This window comes from Pseudomonas sp. B21-056 (assembly GCF_026016325.1).
GTDB lineage: Bacteria > Pseudomonadota > Gammaproteobacteria > Pseudomonadales > Pseudomonadaceae > Aquipseudomonas.
The window spans coordinates 3,892,302-3,912,866 of record NZ_CP087203.1 but is presented as its reverse complement, the minus strand read 5'-3'; the positions used below and the strand labels follow the sequence as shown (position 1 = coordinate 3,912,866).

Genomic DNA, 20,565 nt, shown 5'->3' with positions numbered 1-20,565 from the left:
ACCGTTGATTTTGTCTTTCGGAGACAACATGTCCAAACAGAAGAAGTCATTAATCGCCGCCGCAATCTGCACCCTGATGCTCGGTGCCTCTGCCTTGCTGCCGGCGGATCTATCGCCCATTGGTGTGAGCTACGCTGCTGCAGGTGGCAATGGTGGCGGTCATGGCGGTGGCAACGGAGGCGGCAACGGGGGTGGTAATGGCGGCGGCAAGGGCAGTGGCAAGTCCAGCGACTCCAGTGGTCATAGCAAAGGCCTGAGCAGCGATCACACCGGCACCGCCACACGCACCCGCGATCATGGCGTGAGCGGCAAGCACACCGGGACCACGCGCACTGACCGTACGAGCCATGCGTCGGTCACTTCGAGCATTGCCAACGACCGTGATACCCGTGGCTTGAGCAAGGCTTCGGCCATCTCCGCCAGCACGCCCGGTACCCACAACACCAAGGGATTGACCAACGCGATCGGCTCTTCTACCAAGAACGACCGCTGATCGTTTGAAAAAAAGCCGCGACGCCTGGGAAGGTGTCGCGGCTTTTTCATGTCTGCCGGCCGTGTTGCTCGCCCTCACTGCATGCTTGATGAGCAGCATTACTTTGATGAAAGGCAGTTTTGTTCAATATCTCCAGTCGCCGGACACTTAGCCTGATCGCCACCACACACAGATTTGAAGAAGGTATGCGATGAGTCTGATTTTCTCCATGGCGGCATTTGCCCTGGTCGCCTCCATCACGCCGGGGCCGGTGAATATCGTGGCCCTCAGTTCCGGGGCCCGTTATGGGTTCCGCGCCACCCTGCACCATGTGGCCGGCGCCACCCTGGGGTTCGTCCTGTTGTTGGTGCTGATGGGGCTGGGGTTGCACGAAGTATTGCAGCACTGGCCCGGCCTTACCCGAGTGGTGCAACTGGGGGGCGTGGCGTTCCTGCTGTTCATGGCCTGGAAACTGGCGATGGATAACGGTCACTTGGGCGCCAATGACGAGGGACGGGCGCCCTCGATGTTCTATGGGGCGCTGATGCAATGGCTCAATCCCAAGGCCTGGCTGGCCTGTGTCGCGGGCATGGGCGCGTTCGTGGCCGATGGCGAAGCGAAGCTGGTGTGGCAGTTTGCGGCCATTTATCTGGTGATTTGTTATCTCTCGGTGGGGTGCTGGGCCTATGCCGGCAGTTTTCTGCGCAACTGGCTGGGCAACCCGGCGACCATGCGGCTGTTCAATCGGGCGATGGCGGTGTTGCTGGTGGCGAGTGCGGGGTATCTGTTGTTGCCTTGAAATTGTCGATCCTGGCCCTGCGTTGCGCCGCTGTAGGAGCTGCCGAGCGAAGCGAGACTGCGATCTTTCCCCAGACAGTTGAGTCGCGAGCGGAAGATCAAAATCAAAAGATCGCAGGCTTCGCCAGCTCCTACAGCGCCCGGCGGGCGGGTCAGCCGCGATACTGCCCCGGCGTAGCCGCCAGGTGCTGCTTGAAGGCCCGCTGGAAATGCGCCTGGTCGGCAAAGCCGCTGTCCAGCGCGACGTCGGCGATCAGCTTGCCTTCACGCAATTGCTGGCGGGCGAACTGGATCCGGCGATTGACCAGGAAGGCATGGGGCGTCATCCCGTAGTGGCGCTTGAACGCCCGGCTCAGGTACGACGGCGACAGTTGTGCGGCGGCGCAGATGTCTTCGAGCTTCAAGGCGTCGGTGCAATGGTCGTGGATGAACTGCGCCGCCCGCATCAACCCCGGATGGCTGCCCCGGTCCGGACGTCCCGACGGGTTGAGACGCTGCTGCAGATCGATAAAGAATGCCTCGGCGGCAGCCTGTTTGCGCGAGGGCGCGAGCCGTTCATCCACCAGTTGCCCATACAACCCCTGCAGTGCGGCAAACAGTTCGACATCGCGGCTGTGAGTGGTGGCGAAGCCTTGGAAATCCAGCTGTTCGTCAAAGCCGATCCGCCGCTGCAGGTCCCTCAGCCACAGGGTATCCACGTAGAGCATCACGTATGACCATGGCTGATCGTCAATCGGGTTGCAGGCGTGGACATCACCCGGGTTCATCAGCACCACTGTGCCGCTCTCGACCTTGAAGTTCGACTGCTCATGCACGTAGGTGCTGCATCCGGCGGTGATCGCCCCGATGGAGAAATGGTCGTGGGAATGCCGTGAATAACAGACCTTGCGCCCATCCGCGATGGCCCGGGCTTCGATGAAGGGCAAGGCCGCGTCGCGCCAGAAGCGGGGGGCGGAATCGTGGGGGACAGGCTTCATCAGTCAGTGCCTCTTTTTGAACCTGTGTCGCAGTGTATAAGCCCTCGTCGGCAAATGCCCGTCCGATTCAGTCACGGGGCTCGTCAGCGCTGGAAGCGAAGCGGAGCTGGACTAGACTTCAATCAGTGCCGACAACGGAGTGACCGATGCTCGAACCCGGTGAACCTGACGACGAAGCCGTCCGTCTCAAGACCCTGCAATCGCTGAAACTGCTCGATACCGCACCCGAAGAGCGGTTCGACCGATTGACCCGTCTCGCTCGACGCCTGTTCGATGTGCCCATCGCGCTGGTGTCCCTGGTGGACGCCAACCGGCAGTGGTTCAAATCCAACGTTGGCATGAGCGTCAGTGAAACGCCGCGGGCGGTTTCCTTCTGTGGGCATGCGATCTTGCAGGATCAGATCCTGGAGGTTTGCGACACGGAGCAGGACGAACGCTTTCGGGACAATCCGTTGGTCACGGGTGAGCCCGGCATTCGTTTCTATGCGGGGCAACCGCTGAGCCTGGAGGGGGGCAGCAAACTGGGAACGCTGTGCCTGATCGACACCCGCCCACGCACGCTCGATGACGAGGAGCGCGCGCTGCTGCGCGACCTGGCGCGCATGGCCGAGGGGGAAATGATTGCGGTGCAGATGGCGAGCATGGACGAACTGACGCTGCTGTCCAATCGGCGCGGCTTCAAGACACTGGCCCAACATGCACTGAATGTGTGTGATCGCCTGTCGCGGCCGGCGACGCTGCTGTACTTCGACCTCGACGATTTCAAACCCATCAACGACCGCTTTGGGCATGCCGAGGGCGATAGCGCGCTGAAAACCTTTGCCGACGTGTTGCGCATCGCTTTTCGCGAAAGCGATGTGATCGGCCGTCTGGGCGGTGATGAGTTCGTGGCCTTGCTCACCGGCTCCTCCCATGTCGAAATCTCGACGATCATGGCGCGACTCCAGGAAATCCTCGATGAGCGTAATGCGATGTTGCAGCGCGGCTATGACATCCGCTTCAGCGTCGGGCAGATCGAATACCACCCGCAGCGCCATCGAGCCATCGACTACCTGCTGGCTGACGCGGATGCAGCCATGTACGCCCAGAAACAGAGCCAGCGGCGCTGATACCCTCCATCACCTGCAACTGACCCACCGCCATCGCGAGCAAGCTCGCTCCCACAGGGGATTGGCGGTGGATGGAGATCTTGCGGCCAGCCCGGAACCCATGTGGGAGCGAGCTTGCTCGCGATAGCGGTAGCTCAGCCAATATTGATGTAACTGACAGATAGCCATCGCGAGCAGGCTCGCTCCCACAGGGGGTTGGCGGTGGATGGAGATCTTGCAGTCCACCCTGGAACCAATGTGGGAGCGAGCCTGCTCGCGATAGCGGTGGCTCAGCCAATATTGATGTAATTGACAGATAGCCATCGCGAGCAGGCTCGCTCCCACAGGGGATTGGCGGTGGATGGAGATCTTGCGTCCAGCCCGGAACCCATGTGGGAGCGAGCCTGCTCGCGATAGCGGTGGCTCAGCCAATATTGATGTAACTGACAGATAGCCATCGCGAGCAGGCTCGCTCCCACAGGGGATTGGCGGTGGATGGAGATCTTGCGGCCAGCCCGGAACCAATGTGGGAGCGAGCCTGCTCGCGATAGCGGTAGCACAGCCAATATTGATGTGACTGACAGATAGCCATCGCGAGCAGGCTCGCTCCCACGGGGGGTTGGCGGTGGATGGAGATCTTGTGTCCAGCCCGGAACCCATGTGGGAGCGAGCTTGCTCGCGATAGCGGTGGCTCAGCCAGTATTGATGTAACTGACAGATAGCCATCGCGAGCAGGCTCGCTCCCACGGGGGATTGGCGGTGGATGGAGAGCCTGCGTCCAGCCCGGAACCCATGTGGGAGCGAGCCTGCTCGCGATAGCGGTGGCTCAGCCAGTATTGATGTAACTGACAGATGGCCATCGCGAGCAGGCTCGCTCCCACAGGGGATTTATGGTGGACGGTGATTTCGAGCCTACCCCGGAACCCATGTGGGAGCGAGCTTGCTCGCGATAGCGGTGGCTCAGCCAATATTGATGTAACTGACAGATGGCCATCGCGAGCAGGCTCGCTCCCACAGTGGAATGTGGTGGCTGGGAGGAAGTCTTGAATGAAAAACGCCGCTCGTCCCTTCCAGGACGAGCGGCGTTTTTCAGGCGTGGTGAAGATTACTCTTCGATGTTGCCCATGGCGGTGGTGTTGAAGCCGCCGTCCACGTACATGATTTCACCGCTGATGCCCGACGCCAGGTCGGAGCACAGGAAGGCGCCGGCGTTGCCGACTTCTTCGATGGTGACGTTGCGACGCAGCGGGGTTTGCGCTTCGTTGGCGGCCAGCATCTTGCGGAAGTTCTTGATGCCGGAAGCGGCGAGGGTGCGGATCGGACCGGCCGAGACGCAGTTGACGCGGGTGCCGTCCGGGCCCAGGGAGCCGGCCAGGTAGCGCACGCCGGCTTCCAGGGAGGCCTTGGCCATGCCCATGACGTTGTAGTTCGGCATGGTGCGCTCGGCGCCCAGGTACGACAGGGTCAGCAGGCTGCCGTTGCGGCCCTTCATCATTTCGCGACCGGCCTTGGCCAGGGCCACGAAGCTGTAGGCGCTGATGTCGTGGGCGATGCGGAAGCCTTCACGGGTGGTGGCTTCGGTGAAGTCGCCGTCCAACTGGTCGCCCGGGGCGAAGCCCACGGAGTGCACGATGCAGTCCAGGCCGTCCCACTTCTTGCTCAGCTCTTCGAAGACCTTGGCGATTTCTTCGTCGCTGGCCACGTCGCACGGGAAGCACAGCTCAGGGCTCGAACCCCAGCCTTGGGCGAACTCTTCGACACGACCCTTGAGTTTGTCGTTCTGATAAGTGAAGGCAAGTTCAGCGCCCTCGCGATGCATGGCGGCGGCGATGCCGGATGCGATGGACAGCTTGCTGGCGACACCGACGATCAGTACGCGCTTACCGGCGAGAAAACCCATGTGTTGCTCCTCTTTCAGGTTATTCGGCAGTTGTTGGGGCCAGGAAGGCGGCCTCCAGCAACTGCTGTGTATAGGGGTGTTGCGGCGCGGCGAATATGCTGCGGGCATCACCTTGTTCGACCACTTGGCCATGCTTGACCACCATCAACTGGTGGCTCAGCGCTTTGACGACAGCCAGGTCATGGCTGATAAACAGGTACGTCAGGTTGTACTTGGTTTGCAGCGACCGCAACAGCTCCACCACCTGGCGTTGCACGGTACGGTCCAGGGCCGACGTCGGTTCATCCAGCAGAATCAACGCCGGCTTGAGCACCAAGGCCCGGGCAATGGCGATACGCTGCCGTTGCCCTCCGGAAAATTCATGGGGGTAGCGGTTCCGGGTCTCCGGGTCCAGGCCTACCTCCTTCAATGCCGCGATTATCGCTTGTTCCTGTTCGGCTTCGGTGCCGATCTTGTGGATCCGCAGGCCTTCACCGACGATCTGGCCCACAGACATCCGCGGGCTCAGGCTACCAAACGGATCCTGAAACACCACTTGCATCTCCCGGCGCAGCGGTCGCACCTGCTGCTGCGTCAGGCTGTCCAGCGGCTTGCCTTCGAAGCGTATCCCGCCCTGGCTGCCGATCAACCGCAATATCGCCAGCCCCAGGGTGGACTTGCCGGAGCCGCTCTCGCCGACGATGCCCAGGGTCTGGCCCTGGGGCAGGCTGAAGCGGATACCGTCCACCGCCTTGATGTAATCCACCGTGCGCTTGAACAGGCCTTTCTTGATCGGGAACCAGACTTTCAGGTCCTCGACCTGCAACAGCGGCGGGCCGACCACGTTGCTCGCCGGGTTGCCGCTGGGTTCGGCGGCCAGCAGTTCCCGAGTGTACGGATGCTGCGGCGCGCGGAACAACTCTGCGCACGATGCCTGTTCGACGATGCAACCGCGCTGCATGACACATACGCGATGCGCAATTCTTCTGACCAGGTTCAAATCGTGGCTGATCAGCAGCAGCGACATGCCCAATCGTGCCTGCAGATCCTTGAGCAGATCGAGGATTTTCAGCTGGACGGTGACGTCCAGGGCGGTGGTCGGTTCGTCGGCGATCAGCAGTTCCGGCTCGTTGGCCAGGGCCATGGCGATCATCACCCGCTGGCGCTGGCCACCGGACAGCTCGTGGGGCAGGGCCTTGAGGCGCTTGTGGGGCTCGGGGATGCCCACCAGCTCCAGCAACTCAAGGGTGCGCCGGGTCGCGACCTTGCCGGTCAGGCCCTTATGGATGTCGAGCACTTCATTGATCTGTTTGCCGATGGAGTGCAGCGGATTGAGGGACGTCATCGGCTCCTGGAAAATCATCGCGATCCGGTTGCCGCGGATATGACGGATGGTTTTTTCCTTCAGCCCCAGCATGTTTTGCCCGGCGTACAGGATGGCACCAGTGGGGTGGTGGGCCAGCGGGTAAGGCAGCAACCGCAGGATCGAGTGGGCGGTGACCGACTTGCCCGAACCGCTTTCACCCACCAGGGCCAGGGTTTCGCCGCGCTTGATGTCGAAACTGACACCTTCGACCACGCGCTGGCGATGTTGCCCGACCACGAATTCTACCGCCAGGTCGCGGACTTCGATCAGATTGTCCTGGTTCATGTCACTTCCTCGGATCGAAGGCATCGCGAGCGGACTCGCCGATGAACACCAGCAGGCTCAGCATGATCGCGAGTACGGCGAACGCACTCATGCCCAGCCAGGGCGCCTGGAGGTTGGATTTGCCCTGGGCCACCAGCTCACCCAGGGACGGCGCGCCGGCCGGCAGGCCGAAACCGAGGAAGTCCAGGGCGGTGAGGGTGCCGATGGCGCCGGTGAGAATGAACGGCATGAAGGTCATGGTCGAGACCATGGCATTGGGCAGGATATGCCGGAACATGATCGCGCCATTCTGCATGCCCAGGGCCCGGGCGGCCCGCACGTATTCGAGGTTGCGCCCGCGCAGGAACTCGGCGCGCACCACGTCCACCAGGCTCATCCAGGAAAACAGCAGCATGATCCCCAGCAACCACCAGAAATTGGGCTGGACGAAACTGGCCAGGATGATCAGCAGGTAAAGCACCGGCAATCCGGACCAGATCTCCAGGAAGCGCTGGCCGGCCAGGTCGACCCAGCCGCCATAGAAGCCCTGCAGGGCGCCGGCGATGACGCCGATGATCGAACTGAGCAGTGTCAGGGTCAGGGCGAACAGCACCGAAATGCGAAAACCATAGATGACCCGGGCCAGCACGTCGCGGCCCTGGTCGTCGGTGCCCAGCCAGTTCACCGCGGAGGGCGGTGCGGGGGCCGGGACCTTCAGGTCGTAATTGATGCTCTGGTAGCTGAACGGAATCGGTGCCCACAGCACCCAGGCGTCCTTGGCTGTCAGCAGTTCGCGGATGTATGGGCTCTTGTAGTTGGCTTCCAGCGGGAACTCGCCACCGAAGGTGGTTTCCGGGTAGCGCTTGAGGGCCGGAAAGTACCAGCCGCCGTCGTAATGCACCACCAGCGGCTTGTCGTTGGCGATCAGTTCGGCGCCCAGGCTCAGCCCGAACAGGATCAGGAACAGCCACAGCGACCACCAGCCACGTTTATTTGCCTTGAACAGTTCGAAGCGGCGGCGATTGAGGGGGGACAGGTTCATCTCAATGCTCCCGGCTTTCGAAGTCGATGCGTGGATCGACGAAGGTGTAGGTCAGGTCACCGATGAGTTTCACCACCAGTCCGAGCAGGGTGAAGATGAACAGGGTACCGAATACCACCGGGTAGTCGCGGTTGATGGCCGCCTCGAAACTCATCAGCCCGAGGCCGTCGAGGGAGAAGATCACCTCCACCAGCAAGGAGCCGGTGAAGAAGATGCCGATGAATGCCGAAGGGAAACCGGCGATCACCAGCAGCATGGCGTTGCGGAATACATGGCCGTAGAGCACCCGGTTGCGGGTCAGGCCCTTGGCCTTGGCGGTGACCACGTACTGCTTGTTGATCTCATCGAGGAAGCTGTTCTTGGTCAGCAGGGTCATGGTAGCGAAGTTGCCGATCACCAGGGCGGTCACCGGCAGGGCCAGGTGCCAGAAGTAGTCAAGGATCTTGCCGCCCCAGGTCAGTTGGTCGAAATTGTTCGAGGTCAGCCCGCGCAACGGGAACCAGTCGAAATAGCTGCCGCCGGCGAACACCACGATCAGCAGGATGGCAAACAGGAATGAAGGGATCGCATAGCCGACGATGATCGCCGAACTGGTCCACACGTCGAAATGGCTGCCATGCCGCGTGGCCTTGGCGATTCCCAGCGGGATCGACACCAGGTACATGATCAGCGTGCTCCACAGCCCGAGGGAAATGGACACCGGCATTTTTTCCTTGATCAGATCGATGACCTTGGCGTCGCGGAAGAAACTGTCGCCGAAATCCAGGTGGGCGTAGTTCTTGATCATGATCCACAAGCGTTCGGGCGCCGACTTGTCGAAGCCGTACATGCGCTCGATTTCCTTGACCAGCGTCGGGTCCAGGCCCTGGGCGCCGCGATAGGAGGAACCGGCCACCGACACCTCCGCGCCGCCGCCGGCAATGCGGCTGGTGGCGCCTTCGAAGCCTTCGAGCTTGGCGATCATCTGCTCCACCGGCCCGCCGGGCGCGGCCTGGATGATGATGAAGTTGATCAGCAGGATGCCGAACAGGGTCGGGATAATCAGCAGCAGCCGCCGGAAAATATAAGCCAGCATCGGGTTACTCCACGCTCGCCGGGGCAGCGTTGTTCTGTTGTTCGATCACTTGCTTTACTTCATCGGCAGGTTTGGTGTCCGGCTTGACCCACCAGGTGGTCGTGCCGATGTCATAGGTCGGCGTGACTTTCGGGTGGCCGATGTGGTTCCAGTAGGCCACGCGCCAGGTCTTGATGTGCCAGTTGGGGATCACGTAATAGCCCCATTGCAGTACGCGGTCCAGGGCCCGGGCATGGGCGACCAGGTTCTTGCGCGAATCGGCGTTGATCAGTTGTTCCACCAACTGGTCGACGGCCGGATCCTTCAGGCCCATGGTGTTGCGGCTGCCGGGCTTGTCGGCGGCGGCCGACATCCAGAACTCGCGCTGTTCGTTACCCGGTGAGCTGGACTGCGGGAAGCTGCCCACCACCATGTCGAAATCCCGGGAGCGCACGCGGTTGATGTACTGGGATACGTCAACCCGGCGGATCACCAGGTCGATGCCCAGGTCGCTCAGGTTACGCTTGAACGGCAGCAGCACGCGTTCGAATTCGGTCTGGGCCAGCAGGAACTCCAGCACCACCGGTTTGCCCTGGGCATCGACCATCTTGTCGTCGACGATGCGCCAGCCGGCTTCCTGCAGCAATTGATAGGCCTGGCGTTGGTGGTCGCGGATCATGCCGCTGCCGTCGCATATCGAAGGCTGGAACGCTTCGCTGAAGACTTGCTCGGGGATCTTGCCGCGCAGAGGTTCGAGGATCTTCAGTTCGTCTTCGCCGGGCAGGCCGGTGGCGGCCATTTCCGAATTCTCGAAATAACTGCGGGTGCGGGCGTAGGCGCCGTTGAACAGTTGTTTGTTGGTCCATTCGAAGTCCAGCAGCAGGCTCAGGGCCTTGCGCACCCGCACGTCCTGGAACACTGGGCGGCGCAGGTTGTAGACGAAGCCCTGCATGCCGGTGGGGTTGCCGTTGGGGATCTGTTCCTTGATCAGCCGGCCTTCGGCGACGGCCGGGATGTTGTAGGCATTGGCCCAGTTCTTGGCGGTCATCTCCAGCCAGAAATCGAATTGCCCGGCTTTCAGCGCCTCGACCGCGACGGTGTTGTCGCGGTAGTAGTCAGTGGTCAGCACATCGAAATTGTAGAAGCCGCGATTGACCGGCAGGTCCTTGCCCCAGTAGTCCTTGACCCGCTCATAGCGGATCGAGCGCCCGGCCTTCACTTCGGCGACCTTGTACGGGCCGCTGCCCAGGGGGATTTCCAGGTTGCCCTTGTTGAAATCGCGATCCGCCCACCAATGCTTGGGCAATACCGGCAGTTGGCCGAGGATCAGTGGTAGTTCACGGTTGTTCGTGTGCTTGAACTTGAACAGCACCTTGAGCGGGTCTTCGGCGATGACTTCGGCAACATCGTTGTAATAACCGCGGAACATCGGTGCGCCGTCCCTGGTCAGGGTCTGGAAGCTGAACACCACGTCTTCTGCGCGTACCGGATGGCCATCGTTGAATCGGGCTTCGGGGCGCAGGTAGAAGCGCACCCAGGCATTGTCCGGGGCTTTTTCGATTTTCTCGGCGATCAAGCCGTATTCGGTGAAGGGCTCGTCCAGGCCTTGCTTGGCCAGGGTGTCGTAGATCAGGCCGATGTCATCGGCCGGCACGCCTTTGCTGATGAACGGGTTGAGGCTGTCGAAGCCGCCAAAGCCACCCTGGCGGAATATCCCGCCTTTGGGCGCGTCCGGGTTCACGTAGTCGAAATGCTTGAAGTCGGCCGGATATTTCGGCGGCTCGTTGTACAGGGTCACGGCGTGCTGTGGCGCGGCACAGGCCAGCCCGGCGAAAAGCAGGCCGCCGGCCTGCAGGAGCAGGGCGCGTAAAGGCTTCATTGATCTTTCTCCGAAGATTTCAGCCACCACGCGCTCAGGCCCAGGGTGTAGGGCGGCGTGGTGACAAAGGCGAACCGGTTACGGTAGGCCAGGCGATGATAATTCAGATACCAGTTGGGAATGCAGTAGTGCTGCCACAACAGTACACGGTCGAGGGCTTTGCCGGCGGCGACCTGTTCGTCGCGGGTCTGGGCAGCGAGCAGTTTTTCCAGCAGGTGGTCGACCACCGGGTTGGCGATCCCGGCGTAGTTCTTGCTGCCCTTGACCCCGACCTGGCTGGAGTGGAAGTACTGCCATTGCTCCAGGCCCGGGCTGAGCGTCTGGTTCAGGGTCAGCAGGACCATGTCGAAATCGAACTGGTCCAGGCGCTGTTTGTACTGGGCGCGATCCACCGTGCGCAGGCGGGCCTGGATGCCAATGTTGGCGAGGTTCTCGACATAGGGCTGCAGGATGCGCTCCAGGTTCGGGTTCACCAGCAGGATCTCGAAACTCAGGGGCTTGCCGTCGGCATTCAACAGGCGCTGGCCGCTGAGGGTCCATCCGGCCTCTTTCAGCAACCCGAGGGCCTTGCGCAGGGTTTCCCGGGGAATGCCGCGACCGTCGGTATGGGGCAGGCTGAAGGGTTCGGTAAACAGTCGGGGCGGCAATTGTTCGCGGTACGGCTTGAGCAACAGCCATTCGTGGCCCAGCGGCAGGCCGCTGGCGGAAAATTCGCTGTTGGGGTAGTAACTGAGGGTGCGTTTGTAGGCGCTGCTGAACAGCGTGCGGTTGGTCCACTCGAAGTCGAACATCAACCCCAGGGCCTCTCGCACCTTGACCTCGGCAAACGTGCTGCGCCGGGTGTTCATGAACAGGCCCTGGGTCTGGGTCGGGATCTGGTGGGGAATCTGCGCCTTGATCACATCGCCGCGGTTGACCGCCGGAAAGTCATAGCCGTTGGCCCAGTTCTTGGCCTGGTGTTCGATGTAGATGTCGAACTCACCGGCCTTGAAGGCTTCGAAGGCTACGTCGCTGTCGCGATAGAACTCCACCTCCATCCGGTTGAAGTTGTACTTGCCGCGATTGACCGGCAGGTCCTTGCCCCAGTAATCCTTGACGCGCTCGAACACCAATTGGCGACCTGGCTGTACTTTGGTGATGCGGTAAGGGCCGCTGCCCAGGGGCGGCTCGAAGGTGGTGGCCTTAAAGTCGCGGTGTTCCCAGTAATGCTGGGGCAGCACCGGCAGCTCGCCCAAGCGCAGGATCAGCAACGGATTGCCCGCGCGCTTGAAGACGAAACGGATTTTCAGCGGGTTGAGGATATCGACCCGCAGCACTTCCTGGAGGTTGGTGCGGTATTGCGGGTGGCCTTCTTTGAGCAGCGTTCTGTAGGAGAACGCTACATCATAGGCGGTGATCGGCACGCCATCGTGAAACCGCGCTTCGGGTCGCAGGTTGAACACCACCCAACTGCGGTCGTCGCTGTATTCCACGCTCTGGGCGATCAGGCCGTAGCTCGAGGTGGGCTCATCGCCCGAGGGCGCGTACTGGCCCGTGCCGACCATCAACGGTTCGTTCAGCTCGTTGATGCCGTACTGCAGGAAATTGGGCGTGGAAACCGGGCTGCTGCCCTTGAAGGTGTAGGGGTTGAGTGTATCGAAGGTGCCGAATGCCATGACCCGCAAGGTGCCGCCCTTGGGCGCTTGCGGGTTGACCCAGTCGAAGTGGGTGAATCGGGCCGGGTACTTGAGCGTGCCGAATTGTGCGTAGCCATGGCTTTCGCTGATGGTTGCACTGGCGGGGAAACTCAGGGCCAGGCTGATCAGGAACAGGAGGAGGGGACGTATCAAGTCTGGTATCCGATCCAGGCGGCTTGGGCTTTTATGGCCTGTACAGTAACAGCTTGTATCGGCAGGAAAAAGCAGACCCTGTAGGAGCTGTCGAGTGAAACGAGGCTGCGATCTTTCCCCTGCCAGTTGAATCGAGAGTGGACGCTTGAAGAAACAAGATCAAAAGATCGCAGCCTCGCTTCGCTCGACAGCTCCTACACAGCTCCTACAAAACACTGCCCCATCAATGTGGGGAGTAGACCGTCAGCATCTGTCCAGGCTTGAGGGCCTTGCCCATGCGGGGGTTCCAGCGCTTGAGGTGCTGCATCTCGACGTTGAAGCGCTTGGCGACCACGTATAACGAGTCGCCCTGCTGGACCTTGTACTGGGTCTGCGGCTTCTTCTGGTCCTTGCTGTTGGCGGCCACCACGGTGTTGATGCGCTTACCCGTGGACTTGCTTGCCTTGGTGGTCTTGGCGTCCTGCATCACCAGGGTCTGGCCGACCTTGAGCTTGTTGCCGCTGAGCTTGTTCCAGCGTTGCAGGTCCTTGGTCTGGACGTTGTTGGCCTTGGCGATCTGGGCCAGGTTGTCACCACGCTTGACCCGGTAGCTGCGCCGGACGCCTTCCACTTCGCTGTCATCGGCGGTCTCGAAAACCGGTTTGAGCGAGCGCTGGCTGATCAGTTCTTCCGGGCGCATGGTCGACAGGCTGGCGGTCAGCAACTGGGCCTTGGAAGTAGGCACCAGCAGGTGCTGCGGGCCGTCGATGGTGGTGCGTTGCTTGAAGGCCGGGTTGAGCTGGAACAGCTCGTCTTCGTCGATGTTGGCCACCGCCGCGACCTTGGACAGGTCCATGCGCTGGTTGATCTCGACGACCTGGAAATAGGGCTCGTTGGCGATCGGGTTGAGGTTCACGCCATAGGCATCGGGGGCGAGCACCACCTGGGACAGCGCCAGCAGCTTGGGCACATAGGCCTGGGTCTCGGCCGGCAGCGGCAGGTTCCAGTAGTCGGTGGGCAGGCCAAGCTTTTCGTTGCGCTCGATGGCGCGGCTGACCGTGCCTTCGCCGGCATTGTAGGCAGCCAGCGCCAACAGCCAGTCACCGTTGAACATGTCGTGCAGGCGCGTCAGGTAATCCATGGCGGCCGTGGTGGAGGCGGTGATGTCGCGACGCCCGTCATAGAAACGGGTCTGGCGCAGGTTGAAGTAACGCCCGGTGGACGGGATGAACTGCCACAGCCCTACTGCGTTGGCCCGGGAATAGGCCATGGGGTTGTAGGCGCTTTCGATCACCGGCAGCAGCGCCAGCTCCAGAGGCATGTTGCGTTCTTCAAGGCGTTCGACGATGTAGTGCATGTACAGGCTGCCGCGTTCACCGGCACCTTCGAGGAACGAAGGGTTGCTGGCGAACCACAGCCGCTGTTGCTCGATACGCGGGTTGACCCCGGCGGTTTCCTGCAGCTGGAAGCCCTGGCGCATGCGCTCCCAGATGTCCTGGGGTACCTGGGGGGTAGGCTTCTCGCTGAGCCAGACCGGCTTCTGCTTGGCCCGGGCCGCCATGTTCTTCGGCGTGGCCGTGTCGGTCTGAGGCATCTGGCCCGAGCTCTGGCAGCCCGCCAGAATGGCGGACACAGCCACCGCGATGGCTTGAGCCAGGCGGGTCAATGAGGCTGACGGGACGGACCTGCGTATGGATGACGACATTGGCTGGAAGTAAGTTCCGGGCAAAAATGTCGGCCGATTCTAGAAAGCGCACCCCAACAGGTCAACCATTCAGAATTTTTGTATCAGTCGACAGGGACCTTAGAACTTATCTTTCCAGGCCCTCAAGGCCGCAAAAACCTCACTCGGCGTCCCGTTACGCTGGCCGTTCCGTTCGTCTGCTTTTTGTTTAACGGATGTTTCAGCGGTGCGCAGGAATGGATTGGTGAGTTTTTCCAGGGCCAGGGTCGAAGGCAGGGTCATCACGCCGTCGTTGCGTTGCCGGCTGACTTTTTCCAGGCGGGCGGCGATATCCGGGTTGTCCGGCTCCACCGCAGCGGCGAATTTCAGGTTGCTGAGGGTGTATTCGTGGGTGCAGTAGACCAGCGTATCCTCCGGCAGGGCGGCGAGGCGGCCGAGGGAGTGGTGCATCTGCTGCGGCGTGCCTTCGAAGAGCCGCCCGCAGCCGGCGGCGAACAGGGTGTCGCCGCAGAACAGCAGGCCATGGTGGTAATAGGCGATATGCCCCAGTGTATGGCCGGGCACGGCGTAGACATCGAAGTCCAGGCCGAGCACCTTGACCTGGTCGTTGTCCTCGAGCGCTATGTCTCGCGCCGGGATGTTCTCGCTGGCAGGGCCGTGGACGGTGGCGTTCGTCGCATTTTTCAGCGCCTGGACGCCGCCGACGTGATCATGATGATGGTGGGTGATCAGGATGTCGCTCAAGACCCAGCCCGGGTGGGCGTCGAGCCAGGCCTGGACCGGCGCGGCGTCACCGGGATCGACCACGGCGCAACGGTGGCTGGAGTGATCCTGTAACAACCAGATGTAGTTATCGGTGAAGGCGGGCAGGGCACTGATCTGTATCATCGCGGAATTCGCCAAGCGGAAAACAAAGGCGCATCTTAGAACTTCCTGACGCGTTGGAGAATGCAATGACTGACGAAGCGTTCGCTCAGGCCGATCCCGACTGGCTGGCGTTGATCAGCGCGGCCCGTGAGTGGCTGTCCGGCCCCGTCGGGCAATTTTTGCTGGAAGAAGAACGGCGCATGCTCGAAGACGAGCTGGGTCGCTTCTTCGGTGGTTACCTGGTGCATTACGGGCCGTCGGCGCAGACGCCGCCGTCGGCGCCGCAGGTCCAGCGCAACGTGCGCCTGGGCGCACCGCTGCCCGGGGTGGAGATCGTCTGCGAAGAGCAGGCCTGGCCGTTGAGCGAGCACGCCGCCGACGTGGTGGTGATGCAGCACGGCCTGGATTTCTGCCTGTCGCCCCACGGCCTGCTGCGTGAAGCCGCCAGCAGCGTGCGCCCGGGGGGGCATCTGTTGATCATCGGCCTCAACCCCTGGAGCACCTGGGGGCTGCGCCATGTCTTCGCCCACGATGCCTTGCGCCAGGCCCGCTGCATCTCGGCCTCCAGGGTGGGCGACTGGCTCAACCTGCTGGGCTTCGCGCTGGAGAAACGCCGCTTCGGGTGCTATCGTCCGCCGCTCGCGTCGCCCAAGTGGCAAGCCCGCCTGGCCGGGTGGGAGCGCAGGGCTGGCGACTGGCAACTGTCCGGTGGCGGCTTTTATCTGCTGGTGGCGCGCAAGATCGCGGTCGGGCTGCGCCCGGTGCGTCAGGTGCGACGCGAGCCGATGGGCAAGCTGATTCCCTTGCCGATGGCCAAGGTCAATCGTCGCCATATCGAGCCATAACCGTTTTCTGATGGCCTGCCCGGCATTGCCAACCTGGAGGTTGGCGGTCCCGACCGGCAGGCCTTTGCATTTTTTCTGGATGGATGGGCATGAGCGATAGCGTAGAACTTTTCACTGACGGCGCCTGCAAGGGCAACCCTGGTCCGGGCGGCTGGGGCGCGCTGTTGGTCTGCAAGGGCGTGGAGAAGGAACTCTGGGGCGGCGAAGCCAATACCACCAACAATCGCATGGAATTGATGGGCGCCATCCGCGGCCTGGAAGAGCTCAAACGCCCCTGCGATGTACTGCTGGTGACCGACTCGCAGTACGTGATGAAAGGCATCAACGAGTGGATGGCCAACTGGAAGAAGCGCGGCTGGAAGACGGCCGCGAAGGAACCGGTCAAGAATGCCGACCTGTGGAAACTGCTGGACGAGCAGGTCAACCGCCATAACGTCACCTGGAAATGGGTGCGCGGGCACATCGGCCACCACGGCAACGAACGGGCCGACCAGTTGGCCAACCGTGGGGTGGATGAGGTGCGGGGTTACAAGCAGGCTTGATGCAGCCCTGTTTAATTGGGCATGTATACCTTGTGGCGAGGGGATTTATCCCCGCTGGGGCGCGAAGCGGCCCCACCCAAATTTCCTGATACACCGAGATGTCAGGTTTTAGGGTTGCTTCGCACCCCAACGGGGATAAATCCCCTCGCCACAATAAATCCCCTCGCCACAAAAGCTGCGGCCAGCCATTTCCGTGAGCGTGTTACCATCCCGGCTTTTGCAAGCACGCCCGTTGAGAGCTGAACACTGATGGCCAACAGATCTGTTGTACTGGATACCGAAACCACCGGCATGCCGGTGACCGATGGTCACCGGATTATCGAGATCGGCTGTGTCGAGCTGATCGGTCGGCGACTGACCGGTCGCCATTTCCACGTCTACCTGCAACCGGACCGCGAAAGTGACGAGGGCGCTATCGGCGTCCACGGCATCACCAACGAGTTCCTGGTGGGCAAGCCGCGTTTTTCCGAAGTGGCCGATGAATTCTTCGAGTTCATCCAGGGCGCGCAGCTGATCATCCATAACGCGGCGTTCGACGTTGGCTTCATCAACAACGAGTTCGCCCTGATGGGCCAGCACGACCGGGCCGACATCACCCGGCATTGCACCATCCTCGACACCCTGTTGATGGCCCGGGAGCGGCACCCGGGTCAGCGCAACAGCCTCGACGCCTTGTGCAAGCGCTACGACGTCGACAACTCCGGCCGTGAACTGCACGGCGCCTTGCTCGACTCCGAGATCCTTGCCGACGTCTACCTGACCATGACCGGTGGCCAGACCAGCCTGTCCCTGGCCGGCAACGCTTCGGACGGCAATGGGGTCGGCGAAGGCTCGGGCGGCCAGGCCACGGAAATTCGGCGCTTGCCTGCCAACCGTCAGCCCGCCCGCATCATCCGCGCCAGTGAAACTGACCTGGCCGAACATGCCGCGCGCCTGGAAGCCATCGCCAAGTCCGCTGGTGCCCCGGCGTTGTGGACGCAGTTGGTTGAGTCGCAGTCCATGGCGAATTGAGGCAATTCCCTGTGGGAGCGAGCCTGCTCGCGATAGCGGTGGGTCAGCCACCGGTGATGTGACTGACCCACCGCTATCGCGAGCAGGCTCGCTCCCACAAGGGGGTGGTGTCATCGTTTATTGTTCATTTCTCGCCACAATCGTCAGTACCTTCTAACCTGAGGTAACGGCAGTCCAGGGGTAGCCGCTTGATGGGCACAGTTTCGAGAGGCAAAGGCAATGGATTGCAACGCGCCGTTGGTTGGCTCAAGGAATGAGGACGTTTCCCAGTATGCAGTCGGTCATGAATCCCAAACACCCCGGCCTGTCGGTGCGGGTCGTCGATGATGGCTTCGCTGCCTATATCTGGGGCAGTGATTTCAGTTTTGAAGTCGGCGCCTATGGCACTGCGCAGATCGGCCGTGCCGTGAGCCAGTGGCCAGTAACGCCCATTGTCCCGTATCAGAAGTGCTACGGCATCGATCCGGAAGAGTTCAGCAGCTTCCGCGACGCTCCGGACAGTGAAATCTTCATGGCCTACCTGGACGACCAGCCGGTGGGGCATCTGGTGGTCAGCACCAACTGGAACGGCTTCGCCCACATCGACGAATTGGCGGTGCATGCCCCGGCCCGTCGCCATGGGGTGGCCAAGGCCTTGCTCGACGTGGCGCAATTCTGGAGCCGCAAGAAAAAGCTGCCAGGGATCATGCTGGAAACCCAGAATAACAACCTGGGGGCTTGTCGGCTTTATGAGCGCTGCGGCTATGTGCTCGGCGGCATCGATCACCTGCGTTATCGCGGGATCGACCGGCACACCGCCGAAGTGGCCTTGTTCTGGTACCGGTTGTTCGACGATCCGCTGGGCATGTCGGTCAATGGCTCAGCAACGCCTCGGCTTGTTCCGTAACCAACTCCAGCAGCGATTGGAGCGTGGGTGAAGCGGGCGTGCCGGTCAGGCGCAGGGCGTAGAGGCAGATGGGAATGGCAGGCGACACCGGGCATACGTCCAGCCCGCCACCTTTGGCGCCCGAGGCGGTAAAGGGGTCGACGATGGCCAGGCCTTCGCCGGCCTCGACCATGGCGCGCATCATCTGATGGGTCTGCACACGGATCTGGATCACCGGCGCCGGGCGCAGCGCTCCGAGTTTATGGTCGAACGCAGGGCTCAGCGGGTCATGACCGTCCAGGCCTACCAGTGACTGGCCCGCAAGATCCTGAAGCGAAATGTACTTCTGTCTGGGTTGCAGCCAGCCGTGAGGGGCGAGCAATTGCAGTTTGCCCTGGGCGATCATCTGACAATGGATGTCGGGATGTTCAGGGTCATGCAGGCTCAGACCCAGGTCGCTGTCGCGCAGCAGCAGGCTGCGGACGATCTCCCGGGTCGGCTGGCTGAGCAGCGTGCAAGGCGCATCCGGATAGCGGCGGCGCAGGGCGGCCATGCTGCGGGGCAACAATTGCTGGGCCAGTGGCGGGGTGCAGATGATTCGCAGGGGCGGCGCCTGATAGTGTTTCAAGCTGCTGGCCAAGCGCTGCACCGGCTCGAGGGCGTCGTACACGCCCGTGATGCCGTCACGCAGTTCAAGGGCTTCGCGAGTGGCCTGCAAGCGTCCGCGCACGCTGGCGAACAGCATGAAGCCCAGTTGAGCTTCGGCATCGCGCAGGGTCGACTCGACTTCAGCGACCGGCAATTGCAGCCATTCGGCCGCCGTGCCGAGGTGGCCGGTCTGCAACAGCGCCTGGATCACTTCGATGTGGCGTAATCGCATGCAAGAAGTCCATGTGCGGCAGGTGAGCCATTGAATGGCTGAATCCTAACCCAAGTCCGGGCATGACTTCTGCTTATGTCATAAAGCTATTTGTGGTTCGGGTTCGCGCACCAGTTCGATACCGGACTGCACCAGCAGGAACCTGTCTTCATCGAGCTTGCTGACCCGATCACCGATGGCCAGTTTGTAAGTGGTGACAGGCTCCTTGCCGTTTCCGTCCGGCGACGGGGTCGATTCCTGGAATTCATGCACGGAATAGACGCGACCTTCGGCGTCCCGCGCATGAAATTGTCCGACAAGTACTGCTGCCATTGCTTAGAACCTCTGGAAATAGATCACTCGATTTGCGGTTCTGTAGACCCTGCTCATGCGCGGTAAGTTTTCCTACATAAAAAAAATAGTCCAGACGGCAGGTTTTCGGATTCCCGCTGGTCCAATAGTCCGCCCGATCATCTATAAGTAGATTCCCTTTAATCCCTGGACGAGAACATCTAATGAGTAATGTCTATACAGTGGCCGTTTTAGTGGGAAGCCTGCGCAAGGCTTCGATCAATCGCAAGGTGGCATTGGCCCTGGCGGATCTGGCGCCCGCCAACCTGAAACTGGAGATCGTCGAGATCGGCGACCTGCCGCTCTACAACGAAGACATCGATGCCTCGCCCCCGGCGGCCTATAGCACCTTCCGTCAGCGGGTGGGCGCAGCCGACGCCTTGCTGTTCGTCACGCCGGAATACAACCGCTCGGTGCCGGCACCGCTGAAAAACGCCATCGACGTCGGTTCGCGTCCCTACGGCCAGAGCTGCCTGAGCGGCAAACCGGGTGCGGTGATCAGCGCATCGCCGGGCGCTATCGGCGGGTTTGGCGCCAACCATCATCTGCGCCAGTCCCTGGTGTTCCTCGACGTGCCGTGCATGCAGCAACCGGAAGGCTACCTGAGCAATGCCGGCACGGCGTTCGACGAGGCGGGCAACCTGTCGGAATCGGTGAAGCCTTTTCTGCAGAAGTTCATCAATGCCTATGGCAAGTGGGTCGAGCAGCACAAAAAGGCCTGATGTCCCTGACACCTTAGGCAAACAACTTCCTCTGTGGCGAGGGGATTTATCCCCGCTGGGCTGCGAAGCAGCCCTGAAACCAGGCAACGCGGTGTTTCAGGCAGATTGAGTGAACTCTTATGGGGGCTGCTTCGCACCCCAGCGGGGATAAATCCCCTCGCCACAAGGGGGCTTGCAACACAATCGCTGCTT

General features: G+C 61.6%; 19 protein-coding genes. 8 read left to right on the top strand and 11 right to left on the bottom strand.

Translation table 11 applies throughout. The features are described from left to right. Window positions 1-28: 28 nt before the first annotated feature. Complete coding sequence (locus tag LOY67_RS28595) at window positions 29-493, top strand: hypothetical protein (protein WP_413776137.1); 465 nt, start codon at window positions 29-31, stop codon at window positions 491-493. A 190-nt stretch (window positions 494-683) separates the two neighbouring features. Further along, the gene (locus LOY67_RS16340) at window positions 684-1,271 is read left to right on the top strand and encodes a LysE family translocator (RefSeq protein WP_265063479.1); all 588 of its coding nucleotides are present in this window, start codon (window positions 684-686) and stop codon (window positions 1,269-1,271) included. Window positions 1,272-1,422: 151 nt separating this feature from the next. Here LOY67_RS16340 and LOY67_RS16335 read toward each other — a convergent pair whose 3' ends face one another. Next, window positions 1,423-2,247 carry a helix-turn-helix transcriptional regulator gene (locus LOY67_RS16335; RefSeq protein WP_265063478.1) on the bottom strand — a complete coding sequence of 275 codons (825 nt, stop codon included), beginning with the start codon at window positions 2,245-2,247 and terminating at the stop codon, window positions 1,423-1,425. A 146-nt stretch (window positions 2,248-2,393) separates the two neighbouring features. On the opposite strand from LOY67_RS16335, the gene LOY67_RS16330 reads away from it, so the two are divergent. Then, window positions 2,394-3,356 (top strand): sensor domain-containing diguanylate cyclase, encoded by a 963-nt coding sequence (locus tag LOY67_RS16330; protein ID WP_265063477.1) that lies wholly within the window; start codon window positions 2,394-2,396, stop codon window positions 3,354-3,356. Between the two features lie 1,084 nt (window positions 3,357-4,440). On the opposite strand, the gene fabI is transcribed toward LOY67_RS16330, so the two are convergent. The 8 genes from fabI to gloB all read right to left on the bottom strand — a co-directional run bounded on the left by fabI (window position 4,441) and on the right by gloB (window position 15,199). Beyond that, window positions 4,441-5,235 (bottom strand): enoyl-ACP reductase FabI, encoded by a 795-nt coding sequence (gene fabI, locus LOY67_RS16325; protein WP_003202751.1) that lies wholly within the window; start codon window positions 5,233-5,235, stop codon window positions 4,441-4,443. A gap of 19 nt (window positions 5,236-5,254) precedes the next feature. Continuing rightward, window positions 5,255-6,865: an ABC transporter ATP-binding protein gene (locus tag LOY67_RS16320; protein WP_265063476.1), complete on the bottom strand. Its 1,611-nt coding sequence runs from the start codon at window positions 6,863-6,865 to the stop codon at window positions 5,255-5,257. A gap of 1 nt (window position 6,866) precedes the next feature. Further along, the gene (locus tag LOY67_RS16315; protein WP_265063475.1) at window positions 6,867-7,886 is read right to left on the bottom strand and encodes an ABC transporter permease; all 1,020 of its coding nucleotides are present in this window, start codon (window positions 7,884-7,886) and stop codon (window positions 6,867-6,869) included. A 1-nt stretch (window position 7,887) separates the two neighbouring features. Continuing rightward, complete coding sequence (locus LOY67_RS16310; protein ID WP_265063474.1) at window positions 7,888-8,961, bottom strand: microcin C ABC transporter permease YejB; 1,074 nt, start codon at window positions 8,959-8,961, stop codon at window positions 7,888-7,890. A 4-nt stretch (window positions 8,962-8,965) separates the two neighbouring features. Beyond that, window positions 8,966-10,819 carry an extracellular solute-binding protein gene (locus tag LOY67_RS16305; protein WP_265063473.1) on the bottom strand — a complete coding sequence of 618 codons (1,854 nt, stop codon included), beginning with the start codon at window positions 10,817-10,819 and terminating at the stop codon, window positions 8,966-8,968. Continuing rightward, on the bottom strand, window positions 10,816-12,648 hold the full coding sequence (locus LOY67_RS16300) for an extracellular solute-binding protein (RefSeq protein WP_265063472.1): 1,833 nt from the start codon (window positions 12,646-12,648) through the stop codon (window positions 10,816-10,818). Before LOY67_RS16300 ends, LOY67_RS16305 begins: the two co-directional genes overlap by 4 nt. Window positions 12,649-12,871: 223 nt before the next feature. After that, the gene (locus LOY67_RS16295) at window positions 12,872-14,332 is read right to left on the bottom strand and encodes a transglycosylase SLT domain-containing protein (protein ID WP_265063471.1); all 1,461 of its coding nucleotides are present in this window, start codon (window positions 14,330-14,332) and stop codon (window positions 12,872-12,874) included. Between the two features lie 99 nt (window positions 14,333-14,431). Continuing rightward, window positions 14,432-15,199: a hydroxyacylglutathione hydrolase gene (gene gloB / locus LOY67_RS16290; protein ID WP_265063470.1), complete on the bottom strand. Its 768-nt coding sequence runs from the start codon at window positions 15,197-15,199 to the stop codon at window positions 14,432-14,434. 65 nt (window positions 15,200-15,264) lie between these two features. On the opposite strand from gloB, the gene LOY67_RS16285 reads away from it, so the two are divergent. The 4 genes from LOY67_RS16285 to LOY67_RS16270 all read left to right on the top strand — a co-directional run bounded on the left by LOY67_RS16285 (window position 15,265) and on the right by LOY67_RS16270 (window position 18,462). Further along, entirely contained in the window at window positions 15,265-16,023 is a 759-nt protein-coding gene (locus LOY67_RS16285; RefSeq protein WP_258624941.1) for a class I SAM-dependent methyltransferase, read from the top strand. An 89-nt stretch (window positions 16,024-16,112) separates the two neighbouring features. Further along, window positions 16,113-16,565, top strand: a complete 453-nt coding sequence (gene rnhA / locus LOY67_RS16280) for a ribonuclease HI (RefSeq protein ID WP_030142629.1) — start codon at window positions 16,113-16,115, stop codon at window positions 16,563-16,565. Window positions 16,566-16,814: 249 nt separating this feature from the next. Further along, a complete protein-coding gene (gene dnaQ / locus LOY67_RS16275) occupies window positions 16,815-17,576 on the top strand; it encodes a DNA polymerase III subunit epsilon (RefSeq protein WP_265063469.1) in 762 nt (253 codons plus the stop codon). A gap of 271 nt (window positions 17,577-17,847) precedes the next feature. Continuing rightward, entirely contained in the window at window positions 17,848-18,462 is a 615-nt protein-coding gene (locus LOY67_RS16270; protein WP_265063468.1) for a GNAT family N-acetyltransferase, read from the top strand. On the opposite strand, the gene LOY67_RS16265 is transcribed toward LOY67_RS16270, so the two are convergent. Next, entirely contained in the window at window positions 18,428-19,321 is an 894-nt protein-coding gene (locus tag LOY67_RS16265; RefSeq protein WP_265063467.1) for a LysR family transcriptional regulator, read from the bottom strand. The genes LOY67_RS16270 and LOY67_RS16265 overlap by 35 nt on opposite strands. Window positions 19,322-19,399: 78 nt before the next feature. After that, complete coding sequence (locus LOY67_RS16260) at window positions 19,400-19,633, bottom strand: hypothetical protein (protein WP_047700962.1); 234 nt, start codon at window positions 19,631-19,633, stop codon at window positions 19,400-19,402. A gap of 182 nt (window positions 19,634-19,815) precedes the next feature. Between LOY67_RS16260 and LOY67_RS16255 the strand changes: the two genes are divergently transcribed. Then, on the top strand, window positions 19,816-20,373 hold the full coding sequence (locus LOY67_RS16255; RefSeq protein WP_265063466.1) for an NADPH-dependent FMN reductase: 558 nt from the start codon (window positions 19,816-19,818) through the stop codon (window positions 20,371-20,373). Window positions 20,374-20,565 lie beyond the last annotated feature (192 nt).